At 72.8% G+C, this 15,843-nt stretch carries 16 protein-coding genes; 7 read left to right on the forward strand and 9 right to left on the reverse strand.

Going from position 1 to position 15,843, the window contains the following annotated elements; all coding sequences use genetic code 11:
• From B072_RS0114100 to B072_RS0114115, 4 genes are read left to right on the forward strand one after another with little or no spacing between them, the layout of a single operon-like run.
• Window positions 1-420 (forward strand): VOC family protein, encoded by a 420-nt coding sequence (locus B072_RS0114100; RefSeq protein ID WP_018530602.1) that lies wholly within the window; start codon window positions 1-3, stop codon window positions 418-420.
• Entirely contained in the window at window positions 420-824 is a 405-nt protein-coding gene (locus tag B072_RS0114105; RefSeq protein WP_018530603.1) for a helix-turn-helix domain-containing protein, read from the forward strand. Before B072_RS0114100 ends, B072_RS0114105 begins: the two co-directional genes overlap by 1 nt.
• A gap of 5 nt (window positions 825-829) precedes the next feature.
• The gene (locus tag B072_RS0114110) at window positions 830-1,465 is read left to right on the forward strand and encodes a glyoxalase (RefSeq protein WP_043243971.1); all 636 of its coding nucleotides are present in this window, start codon (window positions 830-832) and stop codon (window positions 1,463-1,465) included.
• A gap of 60 nt (window positions 1,466-1,525) precedes the next feature.
• A complete protein-coding gene (locus B072_RS0114115; RefSeq protein ID WP_018530605.1) occupies window positions 1,526-1,972 on the forward strand; it encodes an iron chaperone in 447 nt (148 codons plus the stop codon).
• Here B072_RS0114115 and B072_RS0114120 read toward each other — a convergent pair.
• From B072_RS0114120 to B072_RS0114140, 5 genes are all read right to left on the reverse strand, one after another.
• A complete protein-coding gene (locus B072_RS0114120) occupies window positions 1,953-2,384 on the reverse strand; it encodes a VOC family protein (protein ID WP_018530606.1) in 432 nt (143 codons plus the stop codon). The genes B072_RS0114115 and B072_RS0114120 overlap by 20 nt on opposite strands.
• Window positions 2,385-2,387: 3 nt before the next feature.
• Window positions 2,388-3,413 (reverse strand): TolB family protein, encoded by a 1,026-nt coding sequence (locus B072_RS0114125; protein WP_018530607.1) that lies wholly within the window; start codon window positions 3,411-3,413, stop codon window positions 2,388-2,390.
• Window positions 3,410-4,696 carry an MFS transporter gene (locus tag B072_RS0114130; RefSeq protein ID WP_018530608.1) on the reverse strand — a complete coding sequence of 429 codons (1,287 nt, stop codon included), beginning with the start codon at window positions 4,694-4,696 and terminating at the stop codon, window positions 3,410-3,412. Before B072_RS0114130 ends, B072_RS0114125 begins: the two co-directional genes overlap by 4 nt.
• A 1-nt stretch (window position 4,697) precedes the next feature.
• Entirely contained in the window at window positions 4,698-5,591 is an 894-nt protein-coding gene (locus B072_RS0114135) for an alkaline phosphatase family protein (RefSeq protein WP_018530609.1), read from the reverse strand.
• Window positions 5,592-5,727: 136 nt separating this feature from the next.
• A complete protein-coding gene (locus B072_RS0114140; RefSeq protein ID WP_018530610.1) occupies window positions 5,728-6,159 on the reverse strand; it encodes a VOC family protein in 432 nt (143 codons plus the stop codon).
• A 145-nt stretch (window positions 6,160-6,304) separates the two neighbouring features.
• Here B072_RS0114140 and B072_RS0114145 point away from each other — a divergent pair, with 145 nt between their 5' ends.
• Window positions 6,305-9,295, forward strand: a complete 2,991-nt coding sequence (locus B072_RS0114145; protein ID WP_018530611.1) for a bifunctional [glutamine synthetase] adenylyltransferase/[glutamine synthetase]-adenylyl-L-tyrosine phosphorylase — start codon at window positions 6,305-6,307, stop codon at window positions 9,293-9,295.
• 62 nt (window positions 9,296-9,357) lie between these two features.
• Here B072_RS0114145 and B072_RS0114150 read toward each other — a convergent pair whose 3' ends face one another.
• Together B072_RS0114150 and B072_RS0114155 are read right to left on the reverse strand one after the other, a co-directional pair.
• Window positions 9,358-9,636 (reverse strand): hypothetical protein, encoded by a 279-nt coding sequence (locus B072_RS0114150; protein ID WP_158689191.1) that lies wholly within the window; start codon window positions 9,634-9,636, stop codon window positions 9,358-9,360.
• Window positions 9,637-9,710: 74 nt separating this feature from the next.
• Window positions 9,711-10,328 (reverse strand): TetR/AcrR family transcriptional regulator C-terminal domain-containing protein, encoded by a 618-nt coding sequence (locus B072_RS0114155; protein WP_018530613.1) that lies wholly within the window; start codon window positions 10,326-10,328, stop codon window positions 9,711-9,713.
• A gap of 147 nt (window positions 10,329-10,475) precedes the next feature.
• Here B072_RS0114155 and B072_RS0114160 point away from each other — a divergent pair, with 147 nt between their 5' ends.
• Both B072_RS0114160 and B072_RS0114165 read left to right on the forward strand, forming a co-directional pair.
• Window positions 10,476-11,930 carry an APC family permease gene (locus B072_RS0114160; protein ID WP_018530614.1) on the forward strand — a complete coding sequence of 485 codons (1,455 nt, stop codon included), beginning with the start codon at window positions 10,476-10,478 and terminating at the stop codon, window positions 11,928-11,930.
• 157 nt (window positions 11,931-12,087) lie between these two features.
• The gene (locus tag B072_RS0114165) at window positions 12,088-13,665 is read left to right on the forward strand and encodes an amidohydrolase (protein WP_018530615.1); all 1,578 of its coding nucleotides are present in this window, start codon (window positions 12,088-12,090) and stop codon (window positions 13,663-13,665) included.
• Between the two features lie 61 nt (window positions 13,666-13,726).
• Here the strand turns inward: B072_RS0114165 and B072_RS0114170 are convergent, their stop codons facing one another.
• Window positions 13,727-14,602 carry a phosphatase PAP2 family protein gene (locus B072_RS0114170; protein WP_026245808.1) on the reverse strand — a complete coding sequence of 292 codons (876 nt, stop codon included), beginning with the start codon at window positions 14,600-14,602 and terminating at the stop codon, window positions 13,727-13,729.
• 75 nt (window positions 14,603-14,677) lie between these two features.
• Entirely contained in the window at window positions 14,678-15,712 is a 1,035-nt protein-coding gene (locus tag B072_RS0114175) for a LacI family DNA-binding transcriptional regulator (RefSeq protein ID WP_026245809.1), read from the reverse strand.
• Between the last annotated feature and the right edge of the window lie 131 nt (window positions 15,713-15,843).

Raw genomic sequence — 15,843 nt, forward strand, 5'->3', positions numbered from 1 at the left:
ATGGACCTCACCATTCATACGACCGCCCTCCCGCACGACGACCCCGACGCCTCCCTCGCCTTCTACCGCGACGCCCTCGGCTTCGAAGTCCGCAGTGACGTCGGGCAGGGCAAAATGCGCTGGATCACCGTCGGGCCGCCGAACCAGCCCGGGACCTGCGTGCTGCTCGCGCCGCCCGCCGCCGACCCGGGCGTCACCGACGACGAGCGGCGCGTCATCACCGAGATGATGGCCAAGGGCACCTACGGCTGGATCATGCTGGCCACCCGCGACCTCGACGGCGTCTTCGACAAGGTGCAGGCCACCGACGCCGAGGTGGTCCAGGAGCCGACGCGGCAGCCCTACGGCGTCCGCGACTGCGCCTTCCGCGACCCCGCGGGCAACATGGTCCGCATCCAGGAGATCGCGGACCCGAGCTGATGTGCCGACCAGGATGGGCCCTCGCGCTGGTCGCCGCGCAGCGCCTGACGGAGTTCGCGCGGCTGCGGCGGGTCCGTGACCGCATCGACCGCGAGTACGCGCAGCCGCTGAACGTCGAGGCGCTCGCTTCCGGCGTCGACATGGCCGCCGGGGAGCTGAGCCGGCGGTTCGAGGCCGCGTACGGCACGTCGCCGTACGGGTATCTGACGGCGCTGCGCGTCCAGCGCGCGGTGCGGCTGCTGCACCACGGCGGCCTCGGGGCCGAGGAGGTCGGCCGCGTCGTCGGCTGCGCGTCCGACGGCGTCTTCCGCGGCCGTTTCACGGAACTGGTCGGCGTACCGCCGCGGGCGGCCCAACCGGTCAGGATTCGAGAAGCGCCCACGACCGCCCCGGTTCTAGCGTGAACGACATGACCTCATCACTCGCATCCGTGACCCTCGAAGTGGCCGACACCGAGGCCGCCGCCCAGTTCTACAAGGCCGCCTTCGGCCTCGGCCCGGAGTTCCGGTTCCGCGCCTCCGACGCACCGTCGACCGGCTTCCGCGGATTCACCCCGGCGCTCACGGTCGCCTCCCGCTCCGACGTCGACAGCTTCGTCGAGTCCGCCGTCGCCGCGGGCGCCACGACGCTGAAGCCCGCCGAGAAGTCGCTGTGGGGCTACGGCGCCGTCGTCCAGGCCCCCGACGGCACCATCTGGAAGATCGCCACCTCGGACAAGAAGGGCACAGGACCCGCCACCCGCACGATCGAGGCGCTCGTGATCCTGCTCGGCGTCGAGGACGTGAAGGAGAGCAAGAAGTTCTACGTCGAGCAGGGCCTGGCCGTGGGCAAGAGCTTCGGCGGCAAGTACGTCGAGTTCGCCGCCGACCCGGCGAGCGGCCTCACGCTGGCGCTGTACAAGCGGCGCGCGCTCGCCAAGCAGGCGGGTGTCCCCGCCGACGGCACCGGCTCGCACCTGCTGGTCCTCGGCGGCACCGCGCAGCCCTGCACCGACCCGGACGGATTCGTGTGGGAGGCCGTGTCGCCGGCCCGCGCGACGTCCTGATCAGCACCACAACACGAGAGCAACACCCGGCCCAGCCGGCCTGATCCAGGGGGAGAAACCATGAGCACGCAGCGCAGGACCACCGAGCCGACCGAGGCCTTCACCGCCGAGGAGCGCGCCGCGATGAAGGAGCGTGCCAAGGAGGTCAGGGCGAGCTCCCGCGGCAAGACCAAGGCCGACCCGGAGCCCGAGGTCCTCGCGAAGATCGCCGAGATGCAGGACGCGGACCGGGTCCTCGCCGAGCGGATCCACGCCCTCGTCAAGGAGCACGCCCCGCACCTGACGCCGCGGCTCTGGTACGGGATGCCCGCCTACGCCAAGGACGGCAAGGTGTTCTGCTTCTTCCAGAGCGCGGAGAAGTTCAAGGCGCGCTACGCCACGCTCGGGTTCAGCGACGTGGCGCAGCTCGACGACGGCACGATGTGGCCGAGCGCCTTCGCCCTGGCGGAGCTGACCGACGCCGACGCGGCGCGGATCGGCGAACTGATCAAGCGGGCGGCGGGCTGATCGCGTCCCGCAGCGGAACGGTGGCGCGCCTGCGGTACTCCTGCACCGCCCACCCGTTCCCGTCCGGGTCGGTGAAGTACATGAACGTGCCGCCGTCGTCGGCGCCGAACTTCACCGGCTCCGACACCTCCAGGCCGCGCTCGGTCAGCTCGTCGCGCGCGGCCTTGATGTCGCTCACGACGAGCTGCAGCCCGTGGTACGTGCCCGGGGCCGGGGTCCCCGTCCGGATGGGGATCCCGGCGGCGAGCACGATCGAACAGCCCGAACCGGGCGGCGTGAGCTGGACGATGCGGGCGCCCGGCATCACCTCGCGGTCGACGTCGCAGTGGAAGCCCACCTTGTCGACGTAGAACTCCTTGGCCCGGTCGATGTCGGACACGGGCAGGGGGATCACTTCGAGTGTCATCTCCATGTGTCAAAGGTAGGCAGGGGACACCCCGGCCGTCAGGAGCCTGCGCGGCGCGCCCGAGCCGTCCGCCGGGACGGTGTACAGGTCGGCCCCGTAGTCGCCCGGCAGCGCGTACGTCACGTGCCGGTCGTCGCTCCACACGGCCTGATCGTCGACGCTGCGTGTCTCGGCGAGCGGCGTCTCGTGGAAGGTGGCCAGGTCGAGTACGTACAGCCGCCAGGGCGCGTCCGCGGGCAGGCCGGGGACGCGCTTCTTGTACGCGATCCGGGTGCCGTCGGGGGAGAGGGACGGGCACTCGACGTTGGTGTGCAGTGTGGTGACCGTGCGCGTGCGCAGGTCGCCGCGGACCAGGTACGTCTTCCCGCGCGTGGCGAGGGTCGCGTAGAAGTGGCGGTCGTCGGCGGCGAAGGTGACACCCCAGAAGTTCACGTCCGCCGCCCGGTACGGCCGCCCGTCCTTGACGACGCGGTACGCCTCCAGTGTCGGTGTGAGGCGGCCCGTCGAGGTGTCGAGGATCGCGGCCCGCGTCGAGAAGTCGGTCCCCGCGTAGCTGTCGCCGCCGACGAACGCCGTCCACGCCGCGTACCGCCCGCTCGGCGAGACCCGGGCCCGCGACGGGATGCCCGGCACCGGGTAGTGGGCCTTCTCGTGCAGGGAGGCGTCCAGGACGGTGGCGCGGTAGGTGTCGGTGAGGGCGCCGTGGACGGCCTGCAGGCAGATGCCGGTTCCCGAACCGGCGGAGAAGCGCAGGCACTTGAGACCGGTGCCGGTCGCCGTGCGCGGGCCCGCGGGCCGGTTCACCGGCGTCCAGGCCAGTTCGTCGCGGTGCGGGCCCCAGGCCATGTCGCGGAACACCAGGTGGCGTCCGTCGGGTCGCAGCCCGACCGCCCCCTCGGTCACGACGGGACCGCCGGGGCGGGCCCGGTCGCGGCGGTCGGCGCGGGCCGACGCGTGCAGGACGGCGGTGGTCGCCACCGCCGCGAGCGCGAGCACCGCCGCGATCAGAACGGTGAGTTTGCCGCGAGTCGTCATGGGCGCGCTTCCGTACGGGTCGGTCGGAGGAAGGAGGCCGCCGTCGCCCCGGCGGCGAGCAGCACCGCCGCGGCGGACAGCGCCGTGCGGTCGCCCCATGCGGTCCAGGCCGCGCCGAACCCGAGGGAGCAGCCGAAGCGGGCCACGGCCTGGCCCGTCTGCACGACGGCGAGGCCCGAGGAGCGGTGCTCCCGCGGGATGCCGACGGAGGCCGCGGCCATCAGGACGCCGTCGGTCGCCGCGTAGAACGCGCCGTGCAGCAGGAGGACGACGCACGGCAGGGCCGGGGTGCGCGCATGGGTGAGCAGGAGGGCGTAGACCGCGAGCAGGGCGACGTGCCCGCCGAGGAACACGGGCCAGGCGCCCACCCGGTCCGAGAGCCGTCCCAGCGGGGCGGCGAGGAGCAGGAACGCGGCGGCCGTGCCCAGCGGAAGGAGGGCGAACCACCGTTCCGGTACGCCCAGTTGGCGCTGGAGGACCAGATAGACGAAGGCGTCGCTGACGGTTGCCAGGCCCAGCAACGTCGCGCACAAGGTGATGCGGACGAGCGCCCGGGACGGCTTCGTCCGCTGCCGGGCGCGGCTCGTCCGTGGTCGCTCGGGCGCCGCGGAGCCGCCGGCCGGCACGGGCCCGCGCTTTTGGCGGGGCACGAACAGGACCAGCACCACCACGCCCAGGACCGCCACGCAGAAGCTCACCGTGAAGACCGCGTCGTAGCCGTCCACCGTGGCCCGGAGAATCAGGAAGGCCACCAGAGGGCCGAGCAGCGCGCCCGCCGTGTCCATCGCGCGGTGCACACCGAAGGCCCGCCCCTGCGCCTCCGGGGTGCTCGACAGGGAGATCAGGGCGTCGCGCGGGGCCGTGCGCAGGCCCTTGCCCGTGCGGTCGGCCGCGAGGACGGCGCCGATCTGGGGGAGCGTGCCGGCCACCAGGAGGAGGGGTTTGCACAGGGCCGAGAGGCCGTAGCCGAGGACCGCGACCGTCTTGTGGCGGCCGCCGCCACTGTCCGCGAACCGGCCGCCGAGCAGGCGCACCAGCGCCGAGAAGCCGTTGTAGACACCGTCCAGGAGGCCGAAGCCGAGGGGGCTCAGGCCGAGGCCCGCCACCAGATACAGGGGCAGGACGGCGGTCACCATCTCGGACGAGACGTCCGTGATCAGGCTGACCGCGCCGAGCGCGAACACGGTGGAGCCCACGGCGCGCCGCCGCCCGGCACGGGGCCGGGCGGCGGGCTCCGCGGACGTCGGCGCACCGGGTGTCGCGCGACTGTCCGCTACGTACATGTCAGGACGCCCAGATCCCGGTGATGTCCTTGGCCGACGCCGCGTTGCCCGCGTGCGACGTCAGACCGTGCATGTCCTCCAGGGTGCGCAGCAGGTCGTAGTGGTTGTACGTCGTCGAGGACGTGGCACCGGGGGTGACCTGCTGGCCGTAGAGGACGGTGGGGATCTTGTTGCCGCTGAGGCGGTTGTCCTCGTCGAAGGTGACGACGAGGAGGCTGTTGTGGGTCTTGGCCCAGGTCGCGTAGGCCCCCAGCTTGTTCTTCAGCCAGGTGTCGCCGGTGGCGACCGAACAGTCGTGCATGTCGCTGCACAGGTTCGGCACGACGAAGGAGACCTGCGGCAGCGTCGCGTAGTCCGTGGGGAACTGGGCGAAGGTCTTCGCCGACGACGTCGGTACGTTGCTGAAGCCGAACCACGGGTTGTGCTTGCGCGCGTAGTCGCCCGAGGAGCAGGTGGTCGAACCCTGGCTCGGCAGCGTCTCGTTGTAGCTGCCCCACGTCTTGCCCGCGGCGATCAGCTCCGAGGCCAGGTTCGGGGCGGAGGAGAAGCCGGGCGTGTAGCAGCTGTCGTCCGTGATGCCCTGCGTGGAGCCGGAGAACAGGGCGAAGTAGTTGGGCTGGCTGGGGTGTGTCTCGGCGTACGAGGCGGTGAGGTTGGCGCCGCCCGTCTTGAGGCTGTTGATGTACGGGGCGCTGGAGGAGCCGATGACCTGGCTGTACGCGTGGTTCTCGAAGACCACGACGACCGTGTGGTCGGGGGTGGGCACGGTTGCCGCCGCGTGGGCGGGCGAGCCGCCGCCGAGCGCGAGCCAGCTGCCCGCGGCGGCGACCGTCAGGGCGAGGGCCGAGGCGAGCGCCTTGCCGCGGGAGCGGCCGAGGAGAGAACTGCCGGGCACGTGAGACCTCCGGGGTAGGGGAGGAGCGAGGGATTCCTGGCGGTGCGGGCAGATCATGCACACGCCAAGAGGCCCCGGCGTCACGTATTCCGGTTCCTGCGGATGAAGCGCCGGTGAATCCTCGGAGCGGGCGGGGCTACCGCTCGGCGAGCGGCGCCGGCGCCTCCTGCACCGTCCACCCGTTCCCGTCCGGGTCCTGGAAGAACATGAACGCGTTCCACTCCCCGCCGTGCCCCTCCTCCCAGCCGCCCGCGCCCGCGTGCTGCACCGGGCTCACCCCGACACCCCGCGCCACCAGTTCCCCGCGCGCGGCCCCGATGTCCGTGACGCACAGCTGGAGACCGGTGAGCGCGCCGGGCTTCATGGGCGGCTGGCCGGGGGCGCCGGGCATGCCCTCGGTCAGGGCGATGGAACAGCGCGAGCCCGGCGGGGTCAGCTGCACGATGCGGACACCGGGGGCCACCTCGCTGTCCAGGTCGACCTTGAAGCCCACCTTGTCCGCGTAGAAGTCCTTGGCGCGGTCCACGTCCGAGACGGGGACGACGACGACTTCGAGGGTCCATTCCATGGCCGGTCCTTCCAGAGGCGTCATGGGGAGACGTACGGGAATCGTCCCCCCGAGGCAATGACTCCGCACCCGCGCTCGACTCATCGGTCCACGACACCGCGCAGTAGGCTCAGCACCAGTGCGTGATCGAACAGGAGGCCGTGCGATGTCGGTGCCGCAAGGGCGCAGGAGCAGTACGTTCACGCGGCTGCTGCGGCACGGGTTCACGGACCCCTCCGGCGCGGAGCGGCTGCTCGACTCCGAGGCGCTGTCCACGGTGCGCTCCGACCCGCTGCTCCTGGACGCGCTCGGCGCCACCGCCGACCCGGATCTGGCGCTGCTCGGCCTGGTCCGGCTCGTCGAGGCGCAGCCCGACCCCACCGCGCGCCAGGAACTCCTCGACACGCTCATCACCGCGAAGCCGCTGCGCGACCGCCTGCTCGGCGTGCTCGGCGCCTCCGAGGCCCTCGCCGACCACCTCGCCCGGCACCGGGGCGACTGGCAGGCGCTGGTCACCTATGAGCCGAGCGACCTGCACCCGGGCGTCGAGGAGTTCGAGCAGGGCCTCGCCGAGGCCACCGACCCGGTGGCGCTGCGCGTGGCCTACCGCCGCTGCCTGCTCTCGATCGCCGCCCGCGACGTGTGCGGCACCACCGACATCACGCAGACCGCCGCCGAACTGGCCGACCTGGCGACCGCGACGCTGCGCGCGGCCCTCGCCATCGCGCGCGCCGCCGCGCCCGAGGACGCGGCGCTGTGCCGGCTCGCGGTGATCGCGATGGGCAAGTGCGGCGGCCACGAGCTGAACTACGTGTCGGACGTGGACGTCATCTTCGTCGGCGAGGCCGTGGAGGGCGCCGACGAGGGCAAGGCCGTCCAGGCCGCCACCCGGCTCGCCTCGCACCTGATGCGGATCTGCTCGGACACCACGGTCGAGGGCACCATCTGGCCCGTCGACGCGAACCTGCGCCCCGAGGGCAGGAACGGCCCGCTGGTACGCACCCTCTCCTCCCACCTCGCCTACTACCAGCGCTGGGCGAAGACCTGGGAGTTCCAGGCGCTGCTCAAGGCGCGGCCGGTCGCGGGCGATCCCGAACTGGGGGAGGCCTACGTCGAAGCCGTGTCCCCGCTGGTCTGGCAGGTCGCCGAGCGCGAGAACTTCGTGCCGGACGTGCAGAAGATGCGCAAGCGCGTCGTCGCGAACATTCCGGCGGGCGAGGTCGAGCGCGAACTGAAGCTCGGCCCCGGCGGGCTGCGCGACGTCGAATTCGCCGTCCAGCTCCTGCAGTTGGTGCACGGGCGGGCCGACGCCTCGCTGCGCAGCGGTACGACCCTCGACGCGCTGGCCGCGCTCGCCGACGGCGGCTACGTGGGCCGGGTCGACGCCGTCCAGCTCGACGACGCCTACCGCTTCCTGCGTACGCTCGAACACCGCATCCAGCTCTACAAGTTGCGGCGCACCCACCTGGTCCCCGAGGACGACGCGGACCTGCGCCGCATCGGCCGCTCCCTGGGGATGCGGACCGAGCCCATCACCGACCTCAACCGGGCCTGGAAGCGCCACACTTCGGTCGTCCGGCGCCTGCACGAGAAGCTGTTCTACCGGCCGCTGCTCGACGCGGTCGCCCAACTCGCCCCGGGCGAGAGCCGGTTGAGCACGGAGGCGGCCCGCGAACGGCTCGTCGCGCTCGGCTACGCGGACCCCAGCGCGGCCCTGCGCCACCTGGAGGCCCTCGCCTCCGGCGTCTCCCGCAAGGCGGCCATCCAGCGCACGCTGCTGCCCGTATTGCTCGGCTGGTTCGCGGACTCGGCGGACCCGGACGCGGGACTGCTCAACTTCCGCAAGGTGTCCGACGCGCTGGGCAAGACGCCCTGGTACCTGCGGCTGCTGCGCGACGAGGGTGCGGCCGCGGAGAACCTGGCCCGGGTCCTGTCCGCGGGCCGCCTCGCCCCCGACCTCCTGATGCGCGCCCCGGAGGCGGTCGCGCTGCTCGGCGACACGCAGGGGCTCAAGCCGCGCGAGCCCGCCTCGCTGGAGCAGGAGGTGATGGCCGCGGTGGGCCGCGCCGACGGCGGCGAGCAGGCCGTGGTCGCGGCGCGCGGCGTACGCCGTCGCGAACTCTTCCGCACGTCGGCGGCCGACATCATCGCCTCGTACGGCACCGAGGACACCCCCGCCGTCGCCGACCAGGGCGCCCTGGTCGACCAAGTGGGCGGCGCCGTATCGGACTTGACGGCGGCGACCCTCGCCGGAACGCTCCGCGCGGTCGTCCGCGACGGCTGGGGCGACACCCTGCCCACCCGGTTCGCCGTCATCGCCATGGGCCGCTTCGGCGGACACGAGCTGGGCTACGGCTCGGACGCCGACGTCCTGTTCGTGCACGAGCCGCGCGAGGGCGTCGGCGACCACGAGGCGGCGCAGGCCGCGGGCAAGGTCGTCTCCGAGATGCGCCGCCTGCTCGCCCTGCCGAGCGCGGACCCGCCGCTCCTCATCGACGCGGACCTGCGCCCGGAAGGCAAGTCGGGCCCGCTCGTGCGCACCCTCAAGTCCTACGAGGCGTACTACCGCCGATGGTCACTGGTGTGGGAGTCGCAGGCGCTGCTGCGGGCCCAACCGGTCGCGGGGGACGCCGAGTTGGGCCGGGCCTTCATCGACCTCATCGACCCGCTGCGCTACCCGATGGAGGGGCTCGGCGACGACGCGATCCGCGAGATCCGCCGCCTCAAGGCCCGGATGGAGTCGGAGCGGATGCCGCGCGGCGCCGACCCCACGCTGCACACGAAGCTGGGCCGCGGCGGCCTCTCCGACGTCGAGTGGACGGTGCAGCTGCTCCAGCTCCAGCACGGCTGGGCGGAGCCGGGCCTGCGCACGACCCGTACCCGGGAGGCGCTGGCGGCGGCCTGCGCGGCCGGCCTGCTGCCGAGCGAGGACGCGGCCACGCTCGACGAGGCGTGGGTGCTGGCGACCCGGGTGCGCAACGCGGTGATGCTGGTGCGCGGGCGGGCCGGTGACACGTTCCCGTCCGACGGGCGCGAACTCGGCGCGGTGGGACGGTACCTGGGGTACGACCCCGGGCACGTCGGGGACATGCTGGACGACTATCGCCGCACGACGCGCAGGGCGCGGGCCGTGGTGGAGGAGCGGTTCTACCAGTAGGGCCCGGGCACCGTTGCCGGGTGCGGACCGGGTGTGGCTCGTCGCGCAGTTCCCCGCGCCCCTTACAGGGCCGACAGCACCGGTACCGAAGACGTGCCGGCCAGCCACGGGAGGCCGCCGGGGCCACGGTTGGCCAGAGCCGCGACATCCGCCGCCGCCTCGTCGCCGGAGGCGTGCGTGCGGTGCAGATCGGACCACGGGTGCGCGTCGTCGCCCGGGTGGGCCACCGCCGGCGCCGCCGCCGCGATCCCCGTGACGAAGGCTCCCGCCACCATCACACCCGCCGTGGTCTTCCGTACCGTCGCCGCCATCAGGACTCCGTTCGTCGTGTCTGTCCCCACGACCCTCCCCGAGCGCGCGGCCGCCCGACAGATGTCGTACGTCGCGGGCCGGTGGGCCCAAGGGCCCACCACCCCTACTCCCCGCTTACGTCCAGCAGCCCCCGGCAGTGCCCCACGAAGGCCCCGAGCGCCAGCTCGAACGCGGCGTCCGCCCGCCCCTCGGACACGGCCGCGAGCGCCCGTTCGAGCAGCGGTGTCGCCGTCTCGTCGGTCAGCTCCCACATCGCCTCGGGTGCCGCCATGTCGAGCGCGGACCCGAGCACCACGTTCTCCAGGCCGATGATCACCGGCATCACGTCGGCCAGCGCGAACCCGGCGTCCAGCAGCACGCCCACCGCCAGCTCGTACTGCGCGAGCACCCGCGGCGCCCGCACCGGGTTCGTGGTCAGCAGCGGGATCGCCTTCGGGTGCGCGGCGAACGCGGCCCGGTAGGAGCGCGCCCACGCCGTCAGCGCCCGGTCCCACGGCAGCCCGGAGTCCAGCGGCGCCGGGTCGATGGCCGCCGCCACCCGCTCCCGCAGCAGCTCCACGATGCCGTCCCGGCCGTCCACATGGTGATACACCGAACCGGTCTGCACCCCGAGCCGCCGAGCGATCTGCGGGACGCTGAACTCGCCCTGCTCGTCGACCAGTTCGAGTGCCGTCGACGCGATGCGCTCCCGGTCCAGGAGTGGCTTGCTCGGCCGTCCCATCGGTCCCGCTCTCCCTCGTGTCCGCATGACGGGTCTTCCCGTGCGCCCAACGGGAGGTTACATTGCGGAAACCGAAAGGCTTTAGGTTTACGCCGCTCGCCCCTTCCCCGTCCTCTGCTGCCTGCCACCAGAAGGGCCCAGTGCCGCATGCCCGCAACCTCCCCGAAGACCGTCACCCCGGACCCGCCCGCCCCCGCACAACCCGGCCTGCGCACCGGCTCCCTCGGCACCTCCGACATCGCCTTCTTCGTCGTCTCGGCCGCCGCGCCGCTCACCGTCATGGCGGGTGTCGCCCCGCTCGCCATCGCCCTCGGCGGCATCGGCGCCCCCGCCGGATACCTCCTCGCGGGCCTCACCCTCGCGGTCTTCGCCGTCGGCTTCACCGCGATGAGCCGCCATGTCACCGGCGGCGGCGCCTTCTACGCGTACATCACCCAGGGCCTCGGCCGCCCGGCCGGTGTCGGCGCCGCGCTGCTCGCCATGATCGGCTACAACGGCATGGAGATCGGCGTCTACGGCCTCCTCGGCTCCGCCACCCAGGACACCGTCCACGCCCTGTTCGGCGCGGACGTTCCCTGGCTCCCGGTCTCCCTGCTCGGCCTGGTCCTCATCTGGTACGGCGGCTTCCGCTCGATCGACTTCGGCGCGAAGCTGCTCGGCGTCCTGCTGGTCGCCGAGACCGGCATCCTGGTCCTGCTCGCCGGCGGCGTCCTCCTCAAGGGCGGCGCCCACGGCCTCTCCCTCGCCTCCTTCACGCCCGGCAACGTCCTCGTGCCCGGCACGGCCGTCGTCCTGGCCTTCGCGTTCGCCGCGTTCACCGGCTTCGAGTCGACCGTCATCTACCGCCGCGAGGCCCGCGACCCGGACCGCACGGTGCCCCGCGCGACGTTCATCGCGGTCGCCTTCCTCGGCCTCTTCTACGCGTTCACGGTCTGGATCGCCATCCAGTCCTTCGGTGACGCGCAGGTGGTGAAGGAGGCGGGGAGCAACCCGGCCGACCTCTTCTTCACCGCGATCACGACCTTCGTCGGCGGCTGGGCGGCCGACCTGATGCACGTCCTCATCGTCACCAGCGTCCTCGCCTCCCTCCTCGCCTTCCACAACGCGATCAACCGCTACGGACTGGCCCTCGCCGACGAGGGCGTCCTGCCGCGCTCCTTCGCCCGCATCCACCCCCGGCACGGCTCCCCGTACGCGGCCGGGATCGCGCAGTCGGTCCTCGGCGCGGTCGTCGTCCTCGCCTTCTGGGCGGCGGGCGCCGACCCGTACGCCCAGCTCCTCCTGTGGGTCAACACCCCGGGAATGATCGGCCTGATGGCGCTGCAACTCCTCGCGGCCCTCGCGGTCCCGTTCTTCTTCCGCCGCATCACGCACACGGAGGGCGTCCTGCGCACGATGGTGGCCCCCGTGGCGGCGACCCTCCTCCTCGGCGCGGCGACAGCCCTGGTGATCACCCACGTCGACCTGTTCACCGGCGCGTCCCCGCTCGCGAACACGGTGATGGTCGCGGTGGTCCCCGCGGTCTTCGTCCTGGGCCTGACCCTGGCCCACCGCCTGAAGCGGTCGCGTCCGGAGGTGTACGAAAGGTTCGGCCAGTCGTAGCGCGGGCGATGAGGCCGGCCGCAGGCCAGGCATCCAGGGGCGCGGGGCTGTAGCGACATGCGGCTCCGCCGGGTAGGCGCGCCCAGCCACCCACCACCCGCACCCGCCGACGAGACAGCACCCGGCAGACGAACACGCGAACCTGATCGGAGCCCCCATGGCACCCCCGGCCGACCTCCTCCTCACCCACACCCACATCCGCACCCTGGACCCGGCCCGGCCGGAGGCCACCGCCCTCGCGGTCGCCGACGGCCGCATCACGGCGATCGGCGACACGGACACCCTGGTCCGCGACCACAGCGGTCCGCGCACAGAACGGATCGACCTCCGCGGAGCGACCGTCACCCCGGGCCTCGTCGACGCCCACAGCCACCCCGTCTGGGGCCTGGAGATGGCGACGGGCGCCGACCTCAGCGGCGTACGGGACCTGGACGGACTGCGGGCCGCCCTGCGCGCGGCGCCCCGGACCGACGGCTGGGTCGTCGCCTGGGGGCTGGACCACAACGCCTTCGGCGGCCGGCCCGTCCACCGCGACCTCGTCGAGGACGTCCTGGACGGCGCCCCCGCCTTCCTGCGCCTGTACGACGGCCACTCGGCGCTCGCCAGCGGCGCCGCCCTGGACGCCGCGAAGATCACCGGACCGCGCTCCTTCGACCAGCGCTCCGAGATCGTCTGCGACGCCGAAGGACGCCCCACGGGTCACCTGATCGAGCACGCCGCCATGGACCTGGTGTACGCGGTCGTGCCCACGCCCGCCTACGCGGAACGCCGTACCGGGCTCGTCGAACTGCTCACCGCCATGGCCGCCACCGGCCTCACCGGCGCCCACGTCATGGACGGCTCGGGGCTCGACCTGCTGGAGGCCGTCGAGCAGGACACCGACCTGCCGCTGCGCCTGACGGTCGCGCCCTGGTGCATGCCGGGCGTGGACGCCGCCGGGCTCGACGAACTGGTCGCCCTCCAGCGCACGCGGGGCCGGGACTGGCGGGTCGGCGGGGTCAAGTTCTTCATGGACGGCACCGTCGAGGGCGGCACCGCCTGGCTGGAGCACGCCGACTGCCACGGGCAGGGCACCGACGCGTTCTGGCCGGACCCGGCCGCGTACAGCGCCGCCGTACGGCACCTGCACGCCGCCGGGGTGCGCACCGCCACCCACGCCATCGGCGACGCGGCCGTGCGGCACGCCCTGGACACCATCGAGGGGCTCGGCGCGAGCGGCCGCGGCGCGCACCGCATCGAGCACATCGAGTCCGTCCCCGACGACACGCTCCCGCGGTTCGCCGCGCTCGGCGTCACCGCGTCGATGCAGCCGCCGCACACCGCGTACACGAAGGACGACCACAGCGACGAGTGGTCGAAGCGGCTCGGCGACGAGCGGGCGAACCGCGCCTGGCGCACCCGCGACCTGCGCGACGCGGGCGCCACGCTCGCGCTCGGCTCGGACTGGCCGATCGCCCCCTACGACGCGCGGCGGGTGCTCGCCATGGCCCGGGTGCCCGCGGGCGCGGCCGGTCCCGCCCAGGGCCTGACCGGTCTCGAAGCACTCGAAGGAGTGACCTCGCACGCGGCCGTCGCGGCCGGTGAGTCGGCCGAGGCCGGCCGGATCGCCGTCGGGATGCGGGCCGACCTCACCGCCTTCGGCCTCGACCCGGTCGCGGCCCCGGCGGACGAACTGGCCGAGGCGCCGGTGCTGTTGACGACCGTAGGGGGAAGGACCACGCACCGTAGCCAATGATGGGAAAAGGGGCGGTGCCGCACGGCACCGCCCCTTCCCTGGAATGTGCGCAGAAATCGCCCTAGTTCTTCAGCGGGAGCAGGGGGCGCCGCGCCGCCACCCGGCGCGGCAGCGCGTACGGCAGCGCCCCGTACCAGAGCCGCGCCACCAGGAAGCCGAAGGCCAGGCAGAGCATCCCGCCCACCGCGTCCAGCCAGAAGTGGTTCGCCGTCGCCACGATGACCACCAGCGTCGCCGCCGGGTACAGCAGCCCGAGGATCCGGGCCCAGGGCGCGGACGCGAGCGCGAAGATCGTCAGGCCGCACCAGAGGGACCAGCCGATGTGCATCGACGGCATGGCCGCGTACTGGTTCGACATGTTCTTCAGGTTCCCGGAGGCCATCGACCCCCAGGTCTGGTGCACGGCGACCGTGTCGACGAAGCGGGTGCCCGAGCCCGGGGACATCAGGCGCGGCGGGGCCAGTGGGAAGAAGTAGTAGCCGACCAGCGCGACGGCCGTCGTCGCGAAGAGCACGAGCCGGGTCGCCGCGTAGCGCCCCGGATGGCGGCGGAACAGCCACACCAGCACGCCCAGTGTGATGACGAAGTGGAGTGTCGCGTAGTAGTAGTTCATGCCGACGATGAGCCAAGACACGGCGTTCACCGCATGATTGACGCTCTGTTCGACGGCGATGCCGAGATGGTGCTCGAGGGACCAGATCCAGTCCGCATTGCGCAGCGCCTGCGCCTTCTGCTCCGGGACCGCGTTGCGGATCAGGGAGTACGTCCAGTAACTCACCGCGATCAGCAGGATCTCGAACCAGAGCCGGGGACGCCGCGGCGTACGCAGGCGGCTGAGGCGGCCGCCGAAGCCTTCCCTGCCGCGGTCTTTCTCCGCGACGGGTGAGGTGGCGGGTCCTTGTCGGCCGTCGAGTGTCGTCACGGTCGTTTCACCCATAGTCACCGAGTCTGCCAGATATCAGGCCCCCGCCAGATCATCCCTCGGTCGGGTCACGCCCGCACCCGCTACGCCCTACGGACGAGGCCGGACCCCAGGGGACGAGGCCGTCGAACCCCGAACCACCAGCTCCGGCATGAACACGAATTCGCTGTGCGGCGCGGGCGTCCCGGCCACCTCTTCCAGCAACGTGTTGACGGCCGCCTGGCCCATGGCGTGCACCGGTTTGCGGATGGTCGTCAGGGGCGGATCGGTGAACGCGATGAGCGGCGAGTCGTCGAAGCCGACCACCGAGACGTCCTTCGGCACGTCGAGGCCGCGCCCCCGTGCCGCCCGCACGGCACCGAGTGCCATCATGTCGCTCGCGCAGACCACCGCCGTGCAGTCCCGGTCGAGGAGCGCGGAGGCGGCTGCCTGGCCGCCCTCCAGCGTGTACAGGGAGTGCTGGACGAGATCGCGCTCCACGTCCTCGGCGGGCAGCCCGAGGAGCTGCGTCATCGTCCGCACGAAGCCCTCGATCTTGCGCTGCACGGGCACGAAGCGGCGCGGCCCGAGCGCCAGGCCGATCCTGGTGTGGCCGAGCGAGACCAGATGGGTCACGGCGAGCCGGGCCGCGGCCCGGTCGTCGGGCGAGATGAAGGGGGCCGCTATCGCCGGGGAGAAGCCGTCGACGAGCACGAACGGGACGCCCTTGCCGCGCAGCGCCTCGTAGCGCCGCATGTCGGCCGTGGTGTCGGCGTGCAGTCCGGAGACGTAGATGATGCCGCCGACCCCGCGGTCCACCAGCATCTCGGTCAGTTCGTCCTCGGTGGAGCCGCCCGGGGTCTGGGTGGCGAGCACCGGGGTGTACCCCTGCCGGGTCAGGGCCTGCACGACGACCTGGGCGAGCGCCGGGAAGATCGGGTTCTCCAGCTCCGGCGTGATCAGGCCGACCAGGCCCGCGCTGCGGTGCCGCAGCCGCACCGGCCGCTCGTAACCGAGCACGTCGAGTGCGGCGAGGACGGACTGGCGGGTGGCGGCGGCGACCCCGGGCTTGCCGTTGAACACGCGGCTGACGGTCGCTTCGCTGACCCCCGCTTGCGCTGCTATGTCGGCCATGCGTGCGGTCACGGAAGTGGACACTACCGGCGACCCGCCGTATTGCCCACCGGTGGCCCCGCCAGGCAAGTGCGGTGGTCGTGCGCCGAGTTGAGGGGCGTGCACGGCGCACGGCCACTCGGAACGGTGAAGGTCCGCGAACG

Source organism: Streptomyces sp. HmicA12, from assembly GCF_000373565.1.
GTDB lineage: Bacteria > Actinomycetota > Actinomycetes > Streptomycetales > Streptomycetaceae > Streptomyces.

Bases quoted from the DNA above. Each gene is read 5' to 3' on its own strand.
- B072_RS0114110 (WP_043243971.1), top strand. From the start codon at position 830: ATGACCTCATCACTCGCATCCGTGACCCTCGAAGTGGCCGACACCGAG.
- B072_RS0114155 (WP_018530613.1), bottom strand. From the start codon at position 10,328: ATGGGACGGCCGAGCAAGCCACTCCTGGACCGGGAGCGCATCGCGTCG.
- B072_RS0114140 (WP_018530610.1), bottom strand. From the start codon at position 6,159: ATGGAATGGACCCTCGAAGTCGTCGTCGTCCCCGTCTCGGACGTGGAC.
- B072_RS0114125 (WP_018530607.1), bottom strand. From the start codon at position 3,413: ATGACGACTCGCGGCAAACTCACCGTTCTGATCGCGGCGGTGCTCGCG.
- B072_RS0114115 (WP_018530605.1), top strand. From the start codon at position 1,526: ATGAGCACGCAGCGCAGGACCACCGAGCCGACCGAGGCCTTCACCGCC.
- B072_RS0114145 (WP_018530611.1), top strand. From the start codon at position 6,305: ATGTCGGTGCCGCAAGGGCGCAGGAGCAGTACGTTCACGCGGCTGCTG.
- B072_RS0114160 (WP_018530614.1), top strand. From the start codon at position 10,476: ATGCCCGCAACCTCCCCGAAGACCGTCACCCCGGACCCGCCCGCCCCC.
- B072_RS0114100 (WP_018530602.1), top strand. From the start codon at position 1: ATGGACCTCACCATTCATACGACCGCCCTCCCGCACGACGACCCCGAC.
- B072_RS0114165 (WP_018530615.1), top strand. From the start codon at position 12,088: ATGGCACCCCCGGCCGACCTCCTCCTCACCCACACCCACATCCGCACC.
- B072_RS0114170 (WP_026245808.1), bottom strand. From the start codon at position 14,602: ATGGGTGAAACGACCGTGACGACACTCGACGGCCGACAAGGACCCGCC.
- B072_RS0114130 (WP_018530608.1), bottom strand. From the start codon at position 4,696: ATGTACGTAGCGGACAGTCGCGCGACACCCGGTGCGCCGACGTCCGCG.
- B072_RS0114120 (WP_018530606.1), bottom strand. From the start codon at position 2,384: ATGGAGATGACACTCGAAGTGATCCCCCTGCCCGTGTCCGACATCGAC.
- B072_RS0114105 (WP_018530603.1), top strand. From the start codon at position 420: ATGTGCCGACCAGGATGGGCCCTCGCGCTGGTCGCCGCGCAGCGCCTG.